This window comes from Salinithrix halophila (assembly GCF_042650125.1).
Taxonomy (GTDB): domain Bacteria; phylum Bacillota; class Bacilli; order Thermoactinomycetales; family DSM-45169; genus Salinithrix; species Salinithrix halophila.
The window spans coordinates 532,106-549,921 of sequence record NZ_JBHSAP010000009.1 but is presented as its reverse complement, the minus strand read 5'-3'; the positions used below and the strand labels follow the sequence as shown (position 1 = coordinate 549,921).

General features: G+C 51.3%; 23 protein-coding genes and 1 other annotated feature. Of the genes, 14 read left to right on the top strand and 9 right to left on the bottom strand.

Annotation, left to right across the window (positions count from 1 at the left end; genetic code table 11):
* The first annotated feature begins 96 nt into the window (after positions 1 to 96).
* Complete coding sequence (locus ACFOUO_RS08955) at positions 97 to 1,311, top strand: M20 metallopeptidase family protein (RefSeq protein ID WP_380704350.1); 1,215 nt, start codon at positions 97 to 99, stop codon at positions 1,309 to 1,311.
* Between the two features lie 83 nt (positions 1,312 to 1,394).
* On the opposite strand, the gene ACFOUO_RS08950 is transcribed toward ACFOUO_RS08955, so the two are convergent.
* The 6 genes from ACFOUO_RS08950 to ACFOUO_RS08925 are packed head-to-tail and all read right to left on the bottom strand — an operon-like array spanning position 1,395 to position 5,787.
* The gene (locus ACFOUO_RS08950; RefSeq protein ID WP_380704348.1) at positions 1,395 to 2,366 is read right to left on the bottom strand and encodes an ABC transporter permease; all 972 of its coding nucleotides are present in this window, start codon (positions 2,364 to 2,366) and stop codon (positions 1,395 to 1,397) included.
* Positions 2,359 to 3,282, bottom strand: a complete 924-nt coding sequence (locus tag ACFOUO_RS08945; protein ID WP_380704346.1) for an ABC transporter ATP-binding protein — start codon at positions 3,280 to 3,282, stop codon at positions 2,359 to 2,361. The genes ACFOUO_RS08950 and ACFOUO_RS08945 overlap by 8 nt, the downstream gene beginning before the upstream one ends.
* 19 nt (positions 3,283 to 3,301) lie before the next feature.
* Positions 3,302 to 4,006, bottom strand: a complete 705-nt coding sequence (locus ACFOUO_RS08940) for an ABC transporter ATP-binding protein (protein WP_380704343.1) — start codon at positions 4,004 to 4,006, stop codon at positions 3,302 to 3,304.
* Positions 4,003 to 4,389 (bottom strand): GntR family transcriptional regulator, encoded by a 387-nt coding sequence (locus tag ACFOUO_RS08935; RefSeq protein WP_380704341.1) that lies wholly within the window; start codon positions 4,387 to 4,389, stop codon positions 4,003 to 4,005. Before ACFOUO_RS08935 ends, ACFOUO_RS08940 begins: the two co-directional genes overlap by 4 nt.
* A gap of 3 nt (positions 4,390 to 4,392) precedes the next feature.
* On the bottom strand, positions 4,393 to 4,998 hold the full coding sequence (locus ACFOUO_RS08930; RefSeq protein ID WP_380704339.1) for a hypothetical protein: 606 nt from the start codon (positions 4,996 to 4,998) through the stop codon (positions 4,393 to 4,395).
* 27 nt (positions 4,999 to 5,025) lie between these two features.
* Entirely contained in the window at positions 5,026 to 5,787 is a 762-nt protein-coding gene (locus ACFOUO_RS08925; RefSeq protein WP_380704337.1) for a hypothetical protein, read from the bottom strand.
* A gap of 229 nt (positions 5,788 to 6,016) precedes the next feature.
* Here ACFOUO_RS08925 and ACFOUO_RS08920 point away from each other — a divergent pair, with 229 nt between their 5' ends.
* The 7 genes from ACFOUO_RS08920 to ACFOUO_RS08890 all read left to right on the top strand — a co-directional run bounded on the left by ACFOUO_RS08920 (position 6,017) and on the right by ACFOUO_RS08890 (position 10,106).
* Positions 6,017 to 6,466: a CBS domain-containing protein gene (locus tag ACFOUO_RS08920; protein ID WP_380704335.1), complete on the top strand. Its 450-nt coding sequence runs from the start codon at positions 6,017 to 6,019 to the stop codon at positions 6,464 to 6,466.
* Positions 6,467 to 6,589: 123 nt separating this feature from the next.
* Positions 6,590 to 6,991: a hypothetical protein gene (locus ACFOUO_RS08915; protein WP_380704333.1), complete on the top strand. Its 402-nt coding sequence runs from the start codon at positions 6,590 to 6,592 to the stop codon at positions 6,989 to 6,991.
* A 21-nt stretch (positions 6,992 to 7,012) separates the two neighbouring features.
* Entirely contained in the window at positions 7,013 to 7,198 is a 186-nt protein-coding gene (locus tag ACFOUO_RS08910; protein WP_380704332.1) for a hypothetical protein, read from the top strand.
* A 348-nt stretch (positions 7,199 to 7,546) separates the two neighbouring features.
* Positions 7,547 to 7,771, top strand: coding sequence for a hypothetical protein (locus ACFOUO_RS08905; protein ID WP_380704330.1), 225 nt, complete (start codon positions 7,547 to 7,549; stop codon positions 7,769 to 7,771).
* Between the two features lie 104 nt (positions 7,772 to 7,875).
* Positions 7,876 to 8,391, top strand: a complete 516-nt coding sequence (gene spoVAC / locus ACFOUO_RS08900) for a stage V sporulation protein AC (RefSeq protein ID WP_380704328.1) — start codon at positions 7,876 to 7,878, stop codon at positions 8,389 to 8,391.
* Positions 8,392 to 8,403: 12 nt separating this feature from the next.
* Complete coding sequence (gene spoVAD, locus ACFOUO_RS08895) at positions 8,404 to 9,441, top strand: stage V sporulation protein AD (RefSeq protein WP_380704326.1); 1,038 nt, start codon at positions 8,404 to 8,406, stop codon at positions 9,439 to 9,441.
* On the top strand, positions 9,438 to 10,106 hold the full coding sequence (locus ACFOUO_RS08890; protein WP_380704324.1) for an SGNH/GDSL hydrolase family protein: 669 nt from the start codon (positions 9,438 to 9,440) through the stop codon (positions 10,104 to 10,106). Before spoVAD ends, ACFOUO_RS08890 begins: the two co-directional genes overlap by 4 nt.
* A gap of 31 nt (positions 10,107 to 10,137) precedes the next feature.
* Here ACFOUO_RS08890 and ACFOUO_RS08885 read toward each other — a convergent pair whose 3' ends face one another.
* The gene (locus ACFOUO_RS08885; protein ID WP_380704322.1) at positions 10,138 to 10,902 is read right to left on the bottom strand and encodes an HAD family hydrolase; all 765 of its coding nucleotides are present in this window, start codon (positions 10,900 to 10,902) and stop codon (positions 10,138 to 10,140) included.
* 198 nt (positions 10,903 to 11,100) lie between these two features.
* On the opposite strand from ACFOUO_RS08885, the gene ACFOUO_RS08880 reads away from it, so the two are divergent.
* The 6 genes from ACFOUO_RS08880 (at position 11,101) to ACFOUO_RS08855 (ending at position 15,768) form a co-directional block, all read left to right on the top strand.
* Complete coding sequence (locus ACFOUO_RS08880; RefSeq protein ID WP_380704320.1) at positions 11,101 to 11,328, top strand: hypothetical protein; 228 nt, start codon at positions 11,101 to 11,103, stop codon at positions 11,326 to 11,328.
* A 46-nt stretch (positions 11,329 to 11,374) separates the two neighbouring features.
* Positions 11,375 to 11,607 (top strand) — a binding site (T-box leader).
* A 49-nt stretch (positions 11,608 to 11,656) separates the two neighbouring features.
* The gene (aroF, locus tag ACFOUO_RS08875; protein ID WP_380704318.1) at positions 11,657 to 12,655 is read left to right on the top strand and encodes a 3-deoxy-7-phosphoheptulonate synthase; all 999 of its coding nucleotides are present in this window, start codon (positions 11,657 to 11,659) and stop codon (positions 12,653 to 12,655) included.
* Positions 12,656 to 12,745: 90 nt separating this feature from the next.
* The gene (locus ACFOUO_RS08870; RefSeq protein ID WP_380704316.1) at positions 12,746 to 13,003 is read left to right on the top strand and encodes a hypothetical protein; all 258 of its coding nucleotides are present in this window, start codon (positions 12,746 to 12,748) and stop codon (positions 13,001 to 13,003) included.
* Positions 13,003 to 13,302: a DUF2642 domain-containing protein gene (locus tag ACFOUO_RS08865; RefSeq protein ID WP_380704314.1), complete on the top strand. Its 300-nt coding sequence runs from the start codon at positions 13,003 to 13,005 to the stop codon at positions 13,300 to 13,302. Before ACFOUO_RS08870 ends, ACFOUO_RS08865 begins: the two co-directional genes overlap by 1 nt.
* A 150-nt stretch (positions 13,303 to 13,452) precedes the next feature.
* A complete protein-coding gene (locus ACFOUO_RS08860; protein ID WP_380704312.1) occupies positions 13,453 to 14,544 on the top strand; it encodes a S8 family peptidase in 1,092 nt (363 codons plus the stop codon).
* Positions 14,545 to 14,751: 207 nt separating this feature from the next.
* On the top strand, positions 14,752 to 15,768 hold the full coding sequence (locus tag ACFOUO_RS08855) for a CgeB family protein (protein ID WP_380704310.1): 1,017 nt from the start codon (positions 14,752 to 14,754) through the stop codon (positions 15,766 to 15,768).
* 101 nt (positions 15,769 to 15,869) lie between these two features.
* Here the strand turns inward: ACFOUO_RS08855 and ACFOUO_RS08850 are convergent, their stop codons facing one another.
* On the bottom strand, positions 15,870 to 16,742 hold the full coding sequence (locus tag ACFOUO_RS08850; RefSeq protein WP_380704308.1) for a dTDP-4-dehydrorhamnose reductase family protein: 873 nt from the start codon (positions 16,740 to 16,742) through the stop codon (positions 15,870 to 15,872).
* Positions 16,743 to 16,798: 56 nt separating this feature from the next.
* Entirely contained in the window at positions 16,799 to 17,704 is a 906-nt protein-coding gene (locus ACFOUO_RS08845; RefSeq protein ID WP_380704306.1) for a sulfotransferase family protein, read from the bottom strand.
* Between the last annotated feature and the right edge of the window lie 112 nt (positions 17,705 to 17,816).

Sequence of the window (17,816 nt, the reverse complement as noted above, 5' to 3'; positions counted from 1 at the left end):
GCAATATTGCCGCCGGTGGCAGTTTGGGCACAAATAGGGGAGGATGCCCGGTTTTGCCCCTTCTGGTATCATAGGAGAAAGGGAGGAGAGGAACGGATGGACGAGTACGAACCACGACTGGACGAAGGGATTGAGGCTGTTTTTCCAAAAATGGTCCAATGGAGAAGAGAGTTTCACCAATTTCCCGAACTTTCTTTTCATGAAGAGAAAACACCGGCCCGAGTCGCCCACTTTCTCAAGGGGTTAGGGATGAAGGTGCGGGAGGGGGTCGGAGGTAGGGGCGTGGTGGCCGTACTCGACGGAACGAAGCCGGGGAAGACGGTGGCCTTGCGGGCCGACATGGATGCGCTACCGATCCAAGATGAAAAATCCTGCCCCTATCGCTCCCGCATCCCAGGCGTCATGCATGCCTGCGGCCATGACGGCCACATGGCGACCCTCTTGGGACTGGCGGAGGTGCTTACCGGAATGCGGGAAGCGATTGCGGGGCGAATCGTCTTTTTGTTTCAACATGCCGAGGAAGTGATTCCCGGTGGGGCACGACAAATGATTGAGGACGGTGCCCTGGAAGGTGTGGATACCGTCTACGGAGTACACCTTTGGACGCCGCTTCCTTCTGGGGTGGTGGGTTTGAGAGAGGGAGCTCTGATGGCTGCCGCCGATTCCTTCCATATCGATATCATCGGGAAAGGGGGCCACGGTGGGCTCCCCCATGAAGCGATTGATGCCGTCGCTGCCGCCTCTCACTTGGTGGTAAACCTGCAGATGATCGTCAGCCGCCAGTTAGACCCGCTTAAATCGGGGGTGATCTCTGTCGGCCGTATTCAAGGGGGCAGTACCTTTAATATCATCGCGGAGCACTGCAGTCTGGAAGGAACGGTTCGAACCTTTGATCCTAAGCTTCGCCAATATATCCAGGAGCGCATTGGTGAAGTGGCGGAACAGACATGCCTGATGGTTGGTGCCCGCTGTGATTATGAATACGGGTGGGGCTATCCCCCGGTGATCAATGACCGAACAGAGGCCCATCGCATGGCGGAGGTCGCCCGCAGCCTGCTCGGCAATGAACAGGTGTGGGGGATCCTTCCGGTGATGGCGGGAGAGGATTTCGCCTATTACCTGCAACAAAAACCCGGAGCCTTCTGTTTGGTGGGGGCGGGCAACCGAGAGAAAGGCTTTGTTTATCCCCATCACCATCCCCAATTCGATTTTGACGAACAGGCGATGAAGGTGGCTGCGAAACTGTTGGGCCGGAGTAGCCTCGCCTATTTATCCGCAGGCTGTGAGAAGGAATCCGCTCCATCGTCCTGATTGTCCACAGCGATTCTGTTCATAAAGAATCCCCCTCGAGAGCTGTCGGCTCCTCGAGGGGGATTCTTCGTGGGAATGGTCTATTAGGAGGCCACATCCTGCTTGTTGAAGAAGATCCAGGAGATGGCGTTGAAGACCGTAAAATAAACGGCTAACACAGTGACGGAGAAGAAGAGGGTCATCCCTTTAAACAGGGGTTCCCCGTCAAAGTAAGGATTTAAGTCCGTGTTGGCGAACAGAAGGTACTTTGCCCAATCTTGTCCATTCGCTGCCAGTATCCCCACGAGGGTCGTGCCGGCGAACATCAGGAAGATAGCAGCCCCGATCGCCACCGAACTGGACCGGAAGACAGTGGAGATCATGAAGGCGAAGGTGACCATCATCAGCAGATTGATGCTTTTCAGTCCATAGAGGGTGAAAATATGCCCGATCATGTTTTTCTCGACGACTTTGCCGTCCGTATAGGTAAGATAGGGGGAAGTCAAACCGTCAGCTCCGTAAAGGATCAGGCCGACTACCAGGGAAACGAGGAAAAGCAGCAGTAGCATGGCGATGGCAAAACCCAAAGTGGCGATGTACTTGGCCAGCAAGATCTTGGAGCGGCGGGCGGATCGGATCAGGAGAAGCTTAATCGTTCCCCAGGAAAATTCCCCGGCGACACTCGTGGCGCCCACAATCACGGTAAGCAGTGTCACTAGCGGAGTGATACCATCTGTGCGGCTCATGAACCCCCATAAGGTAGCGTGGTTAGGAGGGATATCGTGATCGATGCGGTGCTGTCTGATGGCATTTTCTTCTTTGAGGCTGTCTTTAAAGTCTTCAGGTAATCCTTTTTCTTTCATTATTTTTTTATTTTCGGCAATTTGCTTTTCCTGTCCGGCTTTCCAATCTTTTTGCTGCTTAACGGGACCGAAAATACTGCCGGCATCGGAATTTTTTTGCATGGCGGCAAATCCGACGGCTGCAAGGATGAGCAATCCGATCATCACGAGGGTACCGACGCGGCGGTAGATCTTCATGTTTTCGTTTTGAACCAAACGTAGGAAATTAACCAATGGTGTCCCCTCCTGTCATTTCAAGGAATCGATCTTCTAGGGTGCGGTTCACGGTTCGGATCGAATAGACCCGGATCCCTTCGCTTACCAGATGGGCGTTAATAAAGGGGATTTGATCCCGTTCCAGATCGAGGAGCAACCCATCCGCTTCTTTTCTGATCCCGCCCTCTAGCAATTGCTCCAACACCCGTTGAGCCTCGGCCACCGGTTGGGCGTCGATGACAACGTTGCGGGTGGCCCCTTCATCGACGAAGTCCCGCATATCCTTAACCTCGATGACCTGACCGTTCTGGATGACACCGATCCGGTCACACATCAATTCCATCTCGGAGAGAAGGTGGCTGGAAACCATAACGGCGAGGTTTTCTTCCTGAGCAAGTCGGCGTAAATATTCCCGAATCTCCCGAATACCGGCTGGGTCGAGACCGTTTGTCGGTTCGTCCAAGATGAGAAGAGAAGGGGAGTGAAGCAGGGCCTGAGCCAGGCCGAGGCGTTGCCGCATTCCCAGGGAATAGGTTTTCACCTTGTTATGAATCGCTTTTTCCAGCCCGACGAGGCGAGTCACTTCATCAATACGGCTTTTGGGAACCTTTTTGCACATGCGCCAGAAGTGGACAAGGTTTTGGTACCCGGTTAAAAACTTGTACATTTCCGGGTTTTCCACGATTCCCCCTACGTGGGTGATCGCCTCTTCAAAATTCTTTTTCAGGTTAATCCCGCAGATGGAAACGTCCCCTTCAGAGATCTTCGTCAGTCCGACCAGCATCCGGATGGTGGTGGTTTTCCCGGCACCATTGGGGCCCAAGAAACCGAATACTTCCCCGGGGTAGATGTCCAGATCCACCCCCTCCACAATCTTTTTTTTACCGATTTGTTTGGTTAGCCTCCGAACGCGGAGTACCGGTTCTCTTTTCATTTTTCAGTCCTCCTTTGATTTAACGGCAGGCGTTGCCTGCGTATACTTCTGTCATCCACTGAGCGATGCCTCTACCTTCGGTTAGACGTAATTCCTCTACGTCAGCCTTCAAAATGATCTCCCCGTCTCGGACGGCGATCACCGTATCGAGGAGAGATTCGATTTCATTCACTTCATGGGTGGTGATCAGGACGGTCTGTTTCTCGAGATCGATAAAGGAGATCAGCCCTTTGATGATCGAGTCCCGTACCATCGGGTCCAACCCGGAGAGGGGCTCGTCCATCAGGATCAAGGGGGCTTCTCGGGAGAGCGTCGTGAGGATTTTGACCCTCCCTCGATTTCCTTTGGACAGATTTTTTACTTTGGCATGAGGATCGAGACGCATAAATGCTAGGATTTCCTTTGCGGTCTCCCGATTAAAGTCTGGAAACTGAGAAGCATGCCAGTCGATCGTCTCCTGCACGGTGAAAAAGGGATAGTAGCTCTCCAATTCCGATAGGTAGGCCACTTGGTCTGCGATCTGCCGGGTTACCGGCTGGCCGTCGAAGGTGACCGTTCCCCGAGTGGGTCGGACGAGGCCGGCCATCAGCTTCAGCATCGTAGATTTACCGCTGCCGTTCTCCCCAACGACCCCGATGATTTTACCGCTAGGAAGCTCCAAATTCACATCCATCAGTGCAGTCTTATTCAGGTAACGTTTCGTCACGTTGTTGAACCGGATCATTCATCTTCCCCCCTCTCGCTTTGTTCTTCCAGGTAATTTTTTAGTCCCGATAAAATTTCCCGTGGCGAAAACCCCATCTCTTCCATTCCTCTTACAAAGGAGCGTATCTGTTCGTTTCGCATTTCGTGTCTGAGGCGGTCTAGTTGTTCCTCGTTCTCCGTGATGAAAGTTCCCTGCCCTCTACGGGTTTCCACGATCCCCATCCTCTCTAATTCGCTGTAGGTTCGTTGTACGGTATTTGGATTTACATTGGATTGTACAGCCATCTCCCGAACCGAAGGCATTTTGTCCCCCGGCTTCAGCTCCCGCCTGAGAATCCTGCGTTGGATCCTTTCGGCCAACTGGAGGTAGATCGGGCTGGATGTTTGATATTGGACGACCATCCATCACACCTCCGCTCGTTTTTCGTTTAACTGAATGGATACGAAAAGGAATAATCCCATGATGATTAGATCGAAGACCATCGCTCCCAGGTGTAGAAAGTGTCCATTTACCCCGATGGGATCTTGGAAGGGGAGTTCGGGTCCCCATTTTGTCAAAGCCCCCCAAAAGGCAGTCGTGCGGAGATACCCGATCAGAAAAATAACGGTCGAGGTGCTGATACCGCTTATTGCCCTGCTCCATGGAATCCCCATGTAGCTTTTTAACCAGCCATAGAAGCTACTCAGAAAGATGAGGAAGGCACTGAGGTTGAGAGTAGCCCAGAGGATGAGGGAAGCCTGAAGCCCGATCTGCAATAGGTGGTCGGGGATGGTATGTTGATACTTGAAAGGAACATTCACTAGCCCGGTAAAGAACAGGTTGGCAGATGCCAGATAGGAATGGCCAGCAGAAACGATCGTTATCATCGATACCGGTGCCTCCTCCTGAGCCAAGCCGATCCCCAACCATATCCCTCTGGCAGCAGTGAGCCCGGCCGCGGCTATGAACCAGGGAATCAGGAGACGGAAGTCTTTTTTTATCAAGGCAACCAATGGCATGTTTTCATTCACAACCTCCTGAAAGCGACGTTTTTTCTGTTAGAGTTCCACCTTTTTATCCAACAGCCAGCATGCGAGCCAGAAGATAAGAGCTACCTGCAAGATTCCGGCTATCCACTCTCCGGTGTAGAGGAAGCCCAGGTTCGCAAACTCAGGAATCCCTGGGTTTACTCTCAATTCTTCAGACGCGAAGCCAAAGGCTCCCCAGCGGGTGACAGCTTGGTAAGCGGATGTCCCGGAGAGGTAAGATAAAGCGTAGTTTAATCCGGAGACCAGGAGGACCACCGGTACCCATACCCACTTCCCGGCAAAGGTTCGCAGCCAATAGTAGAGCGCCCAAATGAGAAGGATCATAGCACAGAGATAGAAGGAAGAAATCGAAAAGAACCAGCTTGCTCCGCTGACGAGAAGCTTCAGTTGACTTAACTGTTCATCTAAGTGCGGCCACTCCGCCTGAGTGATCAGCATGTAAAAGGGGAGGGCGGCGCTGACAGACATCGAGATGATGAAGGCGCCGGTCGCACTGAGCAATTTCGAGAGGGTCAGCTGCCAGACCGGACGGGGGGTGTGAAGCCAATAGTGGAGCTGGTTTTTTTCTTGCATCAAACTGTAAAGAAATAAGAAGGGAAGGTAGAAAAGATGTAGAGTAGGAAAGATGATGGAAGCCCCCAACCAATCGGAGTCGGACATGGCTTTCCAAGCGAAGAAAAGATCTCCCAGGATGACGATCAACACACCGATCAGAACAAAGAATCGGATCTGTCGAACATCCTTGCGCAATAAGGCGGAAAAAGGTCGCATGGTCTGACGGTCTCCTTTCGTAGGGGAATGAATGGTTATCCCTTATGTCTCGGTGTACTAAGTCTCTAATACAATATTGTATTAACGACATCATACACTCATACAAAAAGGGTGTCAATAGGATATCTTTGCTTTTTATCGGATCATTGAAACGAAAAGCCCTGGGGAAAAGGAATAAAATGGACCGGAAAGAAAAACCATAAGCGGAGAAAAAGGAGGGAACTATTCGATGAACCAAATGCGAGACATCATGACGACCCAGGTGGCAACGGTGACGCCTCAGGATAATATCCAGCAGGCAGCCGGGCTGATGAAGCAGCACAATGTGGGTGTGATTCCTGTGGTAGAAAACGGTGTGCTGAGGGGGGTAGTCACGGACCGGGATCTGGTTCTCCGCTCTGTGGCCGACAATAATGGAGCAGCCACTGTGGCGGAAGTGATGACCACCGATGTCATTACCGCAGACCCCACTATGACTGTGGATGAAGCTTCCCGACTGATGGCCGAAAGGCAGATTCGCCGATTGCCGATTGTGGAAAATAACCAACTAGTCGGTATCGTTGCTCTGGGGGATCTAGCGGCACGGCAGCAACACGCCGGTGAAGCTGGCGTCGCTCTCAGTAACATTTCCAGTAACATTCCTGATCCGGAGCCCGGGGACCAACAAACCCTGATGTAGGAAGACCAGCCTCGCCTGTTTTTGGGCGGGGCTTTTTTTATGAAGAAAAAGGAAAAGAAACGAAACATACGTTTGCATATAATGGAGGTAAAGACTTTTTTGAACGGAAGGGGAAAGGGCCAATTGCTTGTTTATCCCGAGGAGTATCAGGATTTTGCGGGACAAGTGAAACGGGTGATTCTTTTGGAAGTGCTGGAAAGTGTCCTGAGATTGGATGGAAGGCAATTAGAAGAGCCGCGTTTGAAGTTGTGGCGACTTATGCGCCGTTGGTTGGGGGACACTCTGGAATGGGTACAATCGGAACTATCGGATACACGCCGATTTCTCAGGCAAACGGGGGGAGAAATTATTCGGGTAAGGCAGCTTGAGGACTGTCGGGAAGTGACAGCTAAATTTCGGGGATTTATCTACACGCAGCGCTATATGAATGAGTGGATTCGGAGTGAATGCGAGGAGGTGCTCTACAGCTATTGGATAGCGGGTAAAACTTCCACTCAAGAATCAGTCTCCGGGTGGCCACATTAAAAGCAGAAAGGGGGGATCCCGATGCGGATGGGAAAAGTCGCCTTTTTATTGGGGGCGGTCATCTCCCTGGCAGGAATGTCTCTGTTGTTTCGGGAAGAAAGGATCATAGCTAGGCGTCGGCTTTGCCAGGCCCTGGGCTGGGGGGTCTTCAGTTTCGGACTGGCTCATATTCTGTTAGGAGGGCTCAATGCAGCCCTTCGCCGGTAAAAAGGAGGGCGCAGAAAGCCCTCCTTTTTACATTTCCAGCAGGAATCCGAAGGGGAAGAGGAAATAGTAAAAATACGCCGAATTGGTCGAAATAGTGATCAAGTTGCAGCAGGTTTACCTATTCTGGCGGTAATCCTTCCTACATCGTTTTTGCGATGGTACTTCTGGTTTTAGGGAAAGGAGCCGAATTCACCCTCTTTCTGTTCAGGTTTTAACTGCCAGTTGAACTTGTTTTGTTTGTCGGGAGGGTAATAGGCGGTCCATACCGGGGGATGATCAGTCTCGGTTTCTTGCTGTTGTGACCAATAAACAGATGGTCGGTGAGGCCGCATGAAAGGAAGAGACGGGGTGTATGAGTTCCTGCTTTGCTATCATGATCGGCATCAGGGGGTCACAGTGACGATTAAGGAGATGCCGGTCACGGACACCTGTAAATACCAGGTGAAGCGGATCCGGGAAACAAGCGGTGGCCAGGAGGAGATTGACTTCGTGGAATGCAGGGATCTGAAAGAGGCGAAAGAGGTTTTTTTCCAAAGGGTGAAGCCTTATATCTGGCATGGGATGCAGGATTGAATAGACCCCGCTGAGGCGGGGTTTTCTTCTTTTCATCCGTGTATAAACTTTTCCCATTCATCGAAGCCTAAAAAAAGCAATTAGTGTTTGTCGGGAGTGGTGAAATGGGACAAGAAAATGAGTCCTCCCAGGCGACTTCATCCAAGGGGAAGTCGAGGCAGGAGATACAAAAGCAGAAGGAACAAAAACGATACCAGGATCTAGCTCAAAAATACCAGCCGAAACCCAAAATTTTGGGCAACTGCCTAAAAGCGTTCCTGGTTGGTGGGCTCATCTGCGTCTTGGGTCAGTTGTTGCAGATGTTGTACATCCAGGTGTTCGGTTTCCAACAGGAACGGGCAGGGGATCCGACTGTAGCGACCCTGATCTTTCTTTCCTGCCTGCTAACAGGCTTGGGGGTCTACGACAAAATTGGCCAATGGGCCGGCGCAGGAACGGCGGTACCCGTAACAGGGTTTGCCAACTCCATCGCTTCAGCTGCTCTAGAACACCAATCCGAAGGCTATGTATTGGGTGTGGGTGGCAACATGTTTAAATTGGCTGGTTCAGTCATTGTCTTTGGTGTGGTGGCCGCTTTCATCATCGGGATTGTCCGGGCATTGCTCCATATGTTGACGTAAGGGGGGAAAAAGGTGGCAGAAAAACGAATCGGACAGCGGACCTTTGAATTTAATAGCGGCGTACGAGTGGTTGCTTCCGCCGCTGTGGCCGGGCCAAAAGAAGGGGAAGGACTGCTCAAGAAGGATTATGACCGGATTTATCCGGATAACTATGCCGGGGCGGATTCTTGGGAAAAGGCCGAACGGAAAATGATGGAGGACGCCGTGAGTCTGGCGGTGGAAAAGGCCGGAGTGTCCACAGATCAGATGGATGTTTTTATCGCTGGGGATCTCCTTAATCAGAACATCAGTGCTTCCTTTACCGCGAGGACCCACCAAATCCCGTATATGGGTATGTTCGGAGCATGTTCAGCCTCGATGTTAACATTGACTACGGCTGCCATACTGGTGGAAGCCGGTTTTTGTAACTATACGGTCGCAGCAGCGAGCAGTCATAACAGTACGGCAGAGCGACAGTACCGCTATCCAACGGAATATGGCGGCCAGAAACCGGATACCGCCCAATGGACGGTAACTGGAGCCGGAGCCGGTGTCCTCGGTAAGAAGGGGAAGGGCCCACGGGTTCGCTATGCCACTCTAGGTAAAGTGGTGGACATGGGGTTAAAAAACCCTTTTGACATGGGGGCTGCCATGGCGCCGGCAGCGGCTGACACCATGGAAGCACACTTGCGGGATATCGGAAAAAAACCGGGGGAATATGACTTGATCGTGACCGGAGATCTGGCTGGTGTCGGCCATCCGATCGCCGCGGACCTGCTTGAGAAGCGAGGTTTTAAAACCGGAGAAGAGTTTAAGGACTGTGGATTGATGATCTTTCGAAATGACCAGCAGGCATTTGCCGGAGGGAGCGGTTGTGCCAGCAGCGCCCTGGTTACCTACGGACACATCATCGATGAAATGATGCAAGGGCGCTTATCAAAAGTGATGGTGGTGGCGACGGGGGCGCTGATGAACCCCGTGTCCTACCAGCAAGGGGAATCGATTCCCTGTATCGCCCATGCCGTCACCTTGGAAATGCCAGGGGGAGGAAATGGGGGCGAAAAAGGGTGAATGGGCTGAAACAACCGGTTACCTATCTGGCCTTAGGAGATTCCCTGACCGAAGGAATCGGAGCCGATGGTCCTGATCGTCATCTGGTTGCCCAGGTTTTTGATTACCTCCGAAAAACGGAACAATGCAGGGTACAGAATTGGGGAATTTCGGGTCTTACTTCTAGGGAGCTGTTTGAATTGCTTCAGACTCCCGCATTAATGAAGTTGTTGCCTCGCGTTTCTCATATTACCATCACAACCGGGGGATGTGACTTCATCGAGTGGTTTGAAGAAGGGGCTAATCTCATGGGATTGGTTAAAACGATGCGGCGGGTGAGGAACCAAGCGGAAAAGATCCTGTCCCTTGTGCGTAAGTCCAATCCGGATGGGGACGTTCAAATGTTGGGGTTTTATTTGCCGATACCGGCTTATGAACTCGGCTTGGCCATGGCGTCCCGGGCTGTTCAAACGATGAATCTCAGTTACAGCGAATTATGTCGGAAATATGAGGTGCAGTTGGTCAATCCTTTTGAACACTTTCTTCATCGGAAGGATTATTTTGCCGATGATGTCCATCCGAATCAACAAGGTTATGATGAACTAGCTCGTTTGTTTCTGTCCACCGTTCCGGAGAAATCACCTCCACCCGAACCGACACCCTCTCCCCAGGAATCGATGGCCTGACAAAAAACGGCTCGCCATAAGCGGCTGTTTTTTAGTGATGGTTCTTCCAAATAGTCAGGACTTCCTTAATCGATACAATGAGATAATTAGGGAGGTTTTCCTCTGTTATGGGGGAATGCCACCCTTCTCGTGCCAATTTTTCTTCCACTCTGGAGCGAAAGAGGGGGTGAAAACAACGCTCCTTTGGGGATAACTCGTGCCATTCAGCCGGAAGGTCACGATCGATCCATACGGAAATGGCACCGGCACGGTTAGCACCGAGAATATCCTGATCCAAACGGTCTCCGACGTGGATGAGGGAGTAGGGTTCGGCAAATCGGAAAAATTGTGGTTCCGGTTTGGCAAAGCCTACACTGCAGGGAGTGTGGAAGTCTTTGAAATACGGAGTAAGCCCTAGGTGATCGGTTACGGGCCGCTGATACTTTGCGAAGCCGTTGGTAGCGGCGACCATGGGAATTCCTTTTGTCTGAAGAGAACTAAGTCCGGGGAGAACATCGCTGAACAGCCAAATCTTTCCCGTTGCAGAATGCTGACGTACAAGCTTTTCGATGGTAAAAGGGGGGTGGACACCCAGTTCAGCAGAGACGGTAAGCAAGATGTCGTCCCAATCGTAGGAAGCAGACAATTGTTGTGCCTCCAGCCGTTTTTTTCGCTCGGCGATGAAGCGCTCCATCGGTTGGTCGCCCGGGCCGAGGAAGGGAGCCAGCCAGGATGATATCTCCGGAAAGACCCAGCGCCGAAAAGGATTGATCATTAAGGTATGATCGAGATCAAAAGAGAGCCAAGGTCGATCCATCTCATTTCCCCCTTTTCTATCTATTGTACATGGATCTGTCGGGAGAAAGCACCTTTTAGCTGATGAGCCCATATCTTGTGATATGCGAAAAGGCAGGGGATACACATGACAGAGAGGGAAAAGCGGACAGATCCTCCATTTTTTCGACCAAAACCACCCGGCTCTTCATTGGAAAAGCGACAGGTTGGAGAGAAACCGATGAGAAACAACAATGAAGAAATGGAATGGGTTCGACTCCGGTTGTTCCATGCACAGGCTGAAGTAGCTGTTAAGCTATTTTCCTGGTTGGAAAGGCCAGGTGCGGATCGGGATCCCCGAGTACAGGCAGGGTTACAAGTCTGGAAAGATTTGTGCACCAGCTGCCGTCTCGTCGGGGCTTACTCGGAAAGGGAAGAGCCTAATATGGAAAAAACGGTTGACTCCTGACCAGATTCATGCTAATTTATCAACAATTACTTTATTGCTTATACGCTTAAACGCGTTGAAGAGGATTAGTAGGGGATGGATCTTCCGATCTCAGAGAGCCGGTGGGGCTGAAAACCGGTATCGGACCCTTTCCTGAATTACACCTTGGAGCAGAGAGGTTCGTCCTTCGGGACGGACATCCGGCTGTCCGCCGTTAACCGGACCGCACGCTGATTGTGCACCTAAGTGGAACCGTAACAGTTCAAAAAGGGTGGTACCGCGAGAATCCTCGTCCCTTATCGGATGGGGTTTTTTTGTTTATCTACACATTCCAGGGGGAGGGCGTCAAATGATTATCGTATTGGAACAGCAAGCAACCAAGGAACAAGTGGATCGAATCGTGAAGACATTGGAAGATAAGGGGGTGAAAGTCCATTATTCCAAAGGGGTCGATAAAACGATCCTCGGCCTGATCGGCGACAAGCAGACCCTCAGCCAGTTGCCCGCTGAACGATTTGCCGGTGTGGAGAAAGTGGTTCATGTCAGCGAACCTTTTAAACTTGCAGGTCGGTCTTTTCATCCTGAACCCAGTCGGATTCGTGTCCGGAATGTCGAAATCGGAGGGGATCAACCCATCATCATGGCCGGTCCCTGCTCGGTTGAGAGTCGGGAGCAGATCCTCACCACTGCCCGGGTGGCCAAGGAAGCGGGAGCAGACATCCTGCGTGGGGGAGCCTTTAAACCTCGTTCATCTCCCTACTCCTTCCAGGGGATGGGGGAAGAAGGGCTTCAATTGTTGGCTGAAGCGAGGGAAGAGACGGGGCTGCCGATCATTTCCGAGGTGATGGATCCTGAAAATCTTGAACTGGTATCGGAATATGTCGATATCCTCCAGCTTGGTGCCCGAAACATGCAGAATTTCCACCTGCTGAAGAAAATCGGGCGTACAAATAAACCGGTAATGTTGAAACGGGGGCTTTCGGCCACCATTGAGGAATGGTTGATGTCGGCAGAATACATCTTGTCCGAAGGCAATCCGAACGTGATTTTATGTGAACGCGGGATTCGTACCTTTGAAACAGCAACCCGCAATACGTTGGATCTGTCGGCTGTACCGGTGGTCAAACATCTGTCCCATTTGCCGATCATCGTTGACCCGAGCCATGGAACGGGAATCTGGCGCTATGTAGCTCCAATGTCCCGGGCTGCTCTCGCAGTGGGAGCAGACGGCCTGATGGTAGAGATTCATCCCCGACCGGAAGAGGCTCTTTCCGACGGTCCTCAGTCTCTGACCTTTGAAAATTTCCAATCGATGATGGAGGAATTAGAGCCCTTTCGTAATCGATGATTAAGCACATGATTGAGTTCCCAAACTGGGGCATCTGCATAGGGTATAGGAGTGCAGATCCGTGAGGGGGGAGCTCTGTGAATAATCAGTTTGGCCATCGTCCGCTCCAGTGCCTGCCGGGCTACCCGGGAGGTGGTCCTGGAATGCCGGGCTACCCGGGAGGTGGTCCTGGAATGCCGGGCTACCCGGGAGGTGGTCCCGGAATGCCGGGCTACCCGGGAGGTGGTCCTGGAATGCCGGGCTACCCGGGAGGCGGTCCCGGAATGCCGGGCTACCCGGGAGGTGGTCCTGGAATGCCGGGTTACCCGGGATCGATGCCGATGTCGCCCGAGTTCATGGATGGAATGATGCCACCGTTCGAGGGGCCGGGCTTTTTTCAGCCTATGCAGCCGGAAGGAGGCCGTAGAGAGGGAAAGGGGCTATTCAAGCTTCCCTTTGGAAGGTTACGGCGTCGAGGCAGGGGAATTCTGGCCCAGCAGATGTCCGAATTGGTTGGTCAACGGGTTCAGGTCGAAACCTACGTCGGCAAGTTAGAGGGAGATGTCGTCTCTATCCATCCGGATCATATGATCCTGGAAAAAGAAGAACGGAAATACCATGTCCGATGGGATGCGATCATCTATGTATCACCGACGGAGGTATTGTAAAAGCGAGCAAGTACCCTACTTGCTCGCTTTTTTCATGGACTTCTATTCTTACTAGTCCTTTTTGGCTCTCAAAAAATATCAATGCTTCCGGACAGGGGTCCAAGCAGTCAGGTTGACACTCTCATAGTTTGTCTATACGAGGTGATGAGAGTGAAACCCTTGGATCTGGTGTGTTACACATTCCTCTCCCGTGACCTATCTCTTAAGGGCCGAATTCAGGAGGTAGGAGGTGTTATCTATTACGAAAGCCGTCATAGCGGGATCGTATCGGCGATGGTTCCTCGTCGGGAACTGAGACGGCTTCTTGAGGATCCCCAATTGATATTTGCCGAGGCGGAGCAGCAAGTTGCTCTTCCTCCACCAAAGGTGATCGAAATCTTCCCGAGTAAGTCAGGACGAAAGCGAGTGAGGTCCACTCAACAAATCCTACCCTGGAATATCAAGCAGGTGTGGCGGGGAAGCCCGTATTCCCGCGGCGGAAAAGGAGTGCGTATAGGGGTGCTCGATACGGGGATCGATCTGACCCATCCTGACCTATCTGCCAATATCAAGGGGGGGATCAACCTGGTTACTCCCGGTAAGCTTCCTCATGACGACAATGGACACGGAACCCATATCGCCGGCATTATCGCAGCACGGGATAACCGGCTCGGTGTGGTCGGAGTCGCTCCCTCCGCCAGTTTGTATGCGATTAAGGTCCTCGATAAGCGTGGAATGGGAACGCTTACCTCTCTGATCCACGGTATTGACTGGGGGATCGACAACGGTATGCATATCCTCAACCTCAGCCTCAGCGGAGGCCGGACGGTGTCGGCTGGTTTGGCTCGGGCGATCCAAGCCGCGACCAACAGAGGCATTCTGGTGGTGGTGGCCGCTGGTAACAGCGGCAATGCTTCAGGTAGCGGGGATACGGTTCAGGTTCCTGGTCGGCTCCCCTCGGTGGTGGCTGTAGCTGCTCTCACTAGGAAAAACCGGCGCGCTTCATTCTCTTCGACCGGCCCTTCCCTCGATATCTCAGCGCCCGGCGTCAATATTACCAGCACCTATACCGGTGGTCGCTACGCCATCTTTTCGGGTACCTCTCAGGCGGCTCCTCATGTAACAGGAGTGGCGGCTATCTTTAAACAACAAGGCTTGTCCGCTTACGCCATCCGACGGCGTTTGATCCTTCGAGCGATCCCTTTGGGACCGACCCGGTTATATGGTGCAGGTTTGGTTCAAAGCAAACGGAAACAGCGATAGAAATGGGTAAGACTTGGACGGATGCTTTCATTATCAAAAAAATGACGAATCGGATGGTTTAGGAAGAGAACGGTTACGGGCGCCGGGAGCGGGATAAGTCGGGTTTATCTTTCGGTCCTGGGCATAGGGTTCTTCACCTCGGTATTGAAAATTTTTTGCCATCGGATGGGTAGAGGTCTTGTTGTCATGGTGGGAGGAACGGGGATTATGCGACTGTTTTTTATTACGTCGGGAAGCGGGAGTTTTTTATCGCATCTGGACCCAGATGTGATCGATGGATTTCGGGAGTTGCAAAAGAAGAAAAAAAACTTTCATTTTGGTTTTTTCCGGACGGGGAAAACCCCATTCAATCAGCTATCGAAGAAAATCCAGGCCTTTCGGCCCGATGTGATTTTAGTGTTCATCGGGAAAAACTCCCACATCATTCAACTGGTTCTTCCTCGTCTCCGAAAAATCAATGTACCTACGGGGGTATGGGTCGTCGACGATCCTTATGATCTGTACCGATCCCAGCGGTTGGTCCAGCCATATGATTTTGTCGTTACACAGGAGACCAGTTGTCTCCCATTTTATCGCAGGTTCAACAAGCCAAGCTTTCATATCCCTCTGGGAGTCAATCCTCTCCGCTATCGACCGCTTGGGTCGGGACTTTCCGAGGAGTACGAGAGCGATATTTGTTTTATCGGAAATGCATTTCCAAGCCGAGTTCGCCTGATAGACGCCATCGCTTCTTATCTTCAGAAAAAAAACGTCCTCTTAATGGGCAAATGGTGGGATCGGCTAAAACATTATGACCAACTGAAACCCAACATCATCAATCGTTGGATGCCGCATAGCGAAGCTGTTAAGTATTACAACGGAGCAAAAATTGTGCTTAACCTTCACGCCTCTCATAATGAAACGGTGGCTAGAAACCGTAATCACCTGAATCTTCCGGCTCAGACACCGAACAATCGCACGTTTGAAATTGCGGCCTGCGGAAGCTTCCAACTAGCTACGCGTAGACCTGGATTTCCCCGGATGTTTCGGATGGGTTCTGAAATGATCTGTTATCGGGGACCCAGGGATTTGATACGAAAGCTCCGTTATTATCTAGCTCATGATGAAATAAGGCAGCAGGTCGCCCAAAGAGCCTACCGGCGAACTCTCCGCCAACACACCTATGCAGCTAGATTGGAAAAGCTCGTTCGTGCTTTGGAAGATAGTCGGTTTATTCAATGCTAACCAATGAGGGTTTGAAAGGAAAAACGGTCGGCTATTGAACCACACTCCCGGGTTCAATGAGCTGACCGTTTTTTCGTTCATCAGGGGTCCAGGTGACCGGGTCACCCTTTGGTCGTTCCGATTCCATATTGGTTATAAGGTTCTGAAGATTTCTTCATCCCATTTCTCAATTCTTCCAACATGGAAGAGTAGTTGGGGGGAACGTAAGGAAAATCCGAACGAGTGTTGACGAGACTTTTATCGCAGTGGAAGGTGTCATCGGGTTCGACAGTTGCCTGCGTTTGTCCGAAAACCTGTTGGATCAGAAGTAACAGGTCGTGCTTGCAGATTTTTTCGGGGTGACACAAGTGAACGAGTCCCTTCACTGGCTGTTCCAATACCGACTTGACCGCTTTGGCCAACTCAAGGGTGGTAACACCGTTCCACCAGGCCTGGCGATATCCTCGGATGGTGCCTTTTTGTTGCATGAACCAATGAAACAGACCGATTCCTTCTTTCAATTCCGGCCCGATGATGGAGGTTCGGATCACCAGGTGTTGGGAATCGATTTCTTCCCCCATCTTTTTCGTTTCCGCGTAAGCACCGGTTGCATCTCGGATATCAGTTTCTGTGTAGTTTCCCCGCTTTCCGGAAAAAACGCAATCGGTGCTGATGTGGATCAGGCGGTATCCCAAATCCAGGCCGAGTCGGGACAGAAGTTTGGGGAATTTTCCGTTTACCTCCACCGCTAGGGACGGATGTTGGTCTGCGTTTCGATTCAGGATCCCGACGGCGTTGACGACCACATCCGGTTTAACTCTTGTCAACACCTTGGTAACCTCTTGCCCATCCTGCACATTGAGAAATAAATAACGATCCGCTTTTTCGCGGTTCACTCGGGCCGTGGACCAAATTTCATGGTTGGTTTCTCGCAACAGGTAATCACGGATCATATGACCAGCCATCCCGGTTGCCCCGATGACGAGGATTTTCATTGTAAATAATCTCCCCCTCTTTTATCAATGATTTACGACACTCAGCTATGTTCCCGTCAGAGCTTGGCTTTTTTTCGATATCGGTGGTACTGGTGATTGAGAACGACCGGTTTTCCCTGGGCGTAGTCTACATATAGATGTCTTACATTTTTCGTGATCCAGGGGGAGTTCAGCCGATCCGGGTGTTGATCAGTGATCAGGCATAGCCGGTAAGCCCGTATTAGCAGAGAGCTGGCTTTTCCTTTTGTCGCCAGATCCTCTAGGTTAGAACTGGAGTGGCGAAGATCGGGGTTGATGAGGCGGGTGATCCCCTGTGCCAGGGGTTTGCTCTCTTTTGGCCATGGGAGGTTCAATTGGTTTGCCATCCGTTCCAGGGTCTTCTCCCAGTCATTGAGAAAGTGGTCGTAATGGATGAGAGCCCGTTTTGTATTTTTGGACCAGAGGAAGGAATTCAATGTATTTAGCGTCCACATCTTGAAAGACTTATTCGGAGAAAAGTTGTCTCGCTTCTTCAGGGAGACTGCTACGTCCAAGGGGTTGCGAACCACCAAGATACATTTTAACTCCGTACCCATCTCGTTCAGAATCTGTTTCCAAAGGGGGAGCAGGAGACAGGTTCGTGGATCTTTCCAAACCCAAAGAGGCTTACCAGCATAGTTTTGTTTCACTAATTCTTTCAATTTCTTTTTCATCGGTTGGATCTGGGGAGAAAGCCACCATTTGTGAGGAAGGGGCTTGGTTGTGTCCCAGGATCGGTTGAGGGTTTTAAGAATTTGATTATGGATTTGTACGATCTCCGAATGTTCCCAAAAACCAGTGGGATTTGTTTGATGCGGGGGGAGCAATTTATTTGCATGACCCACATCCGCGCCCAGTAGATTGACAGCACGAGTAATCAGCGATGTACCGCTGCGGTGCATTCCTAGGACACAAATTGCTTGGGATTTTGGCGACGTAGCCAATGAAGCTCCAACCTCCTCGGTAGTTGCTTTTTTTACTTTATGAGGAGCCTGGAATGGCAGTGAAGGTACAAATGTGTGGTTTTTATCATTCGTAAAAATCGGGCGAACAGCA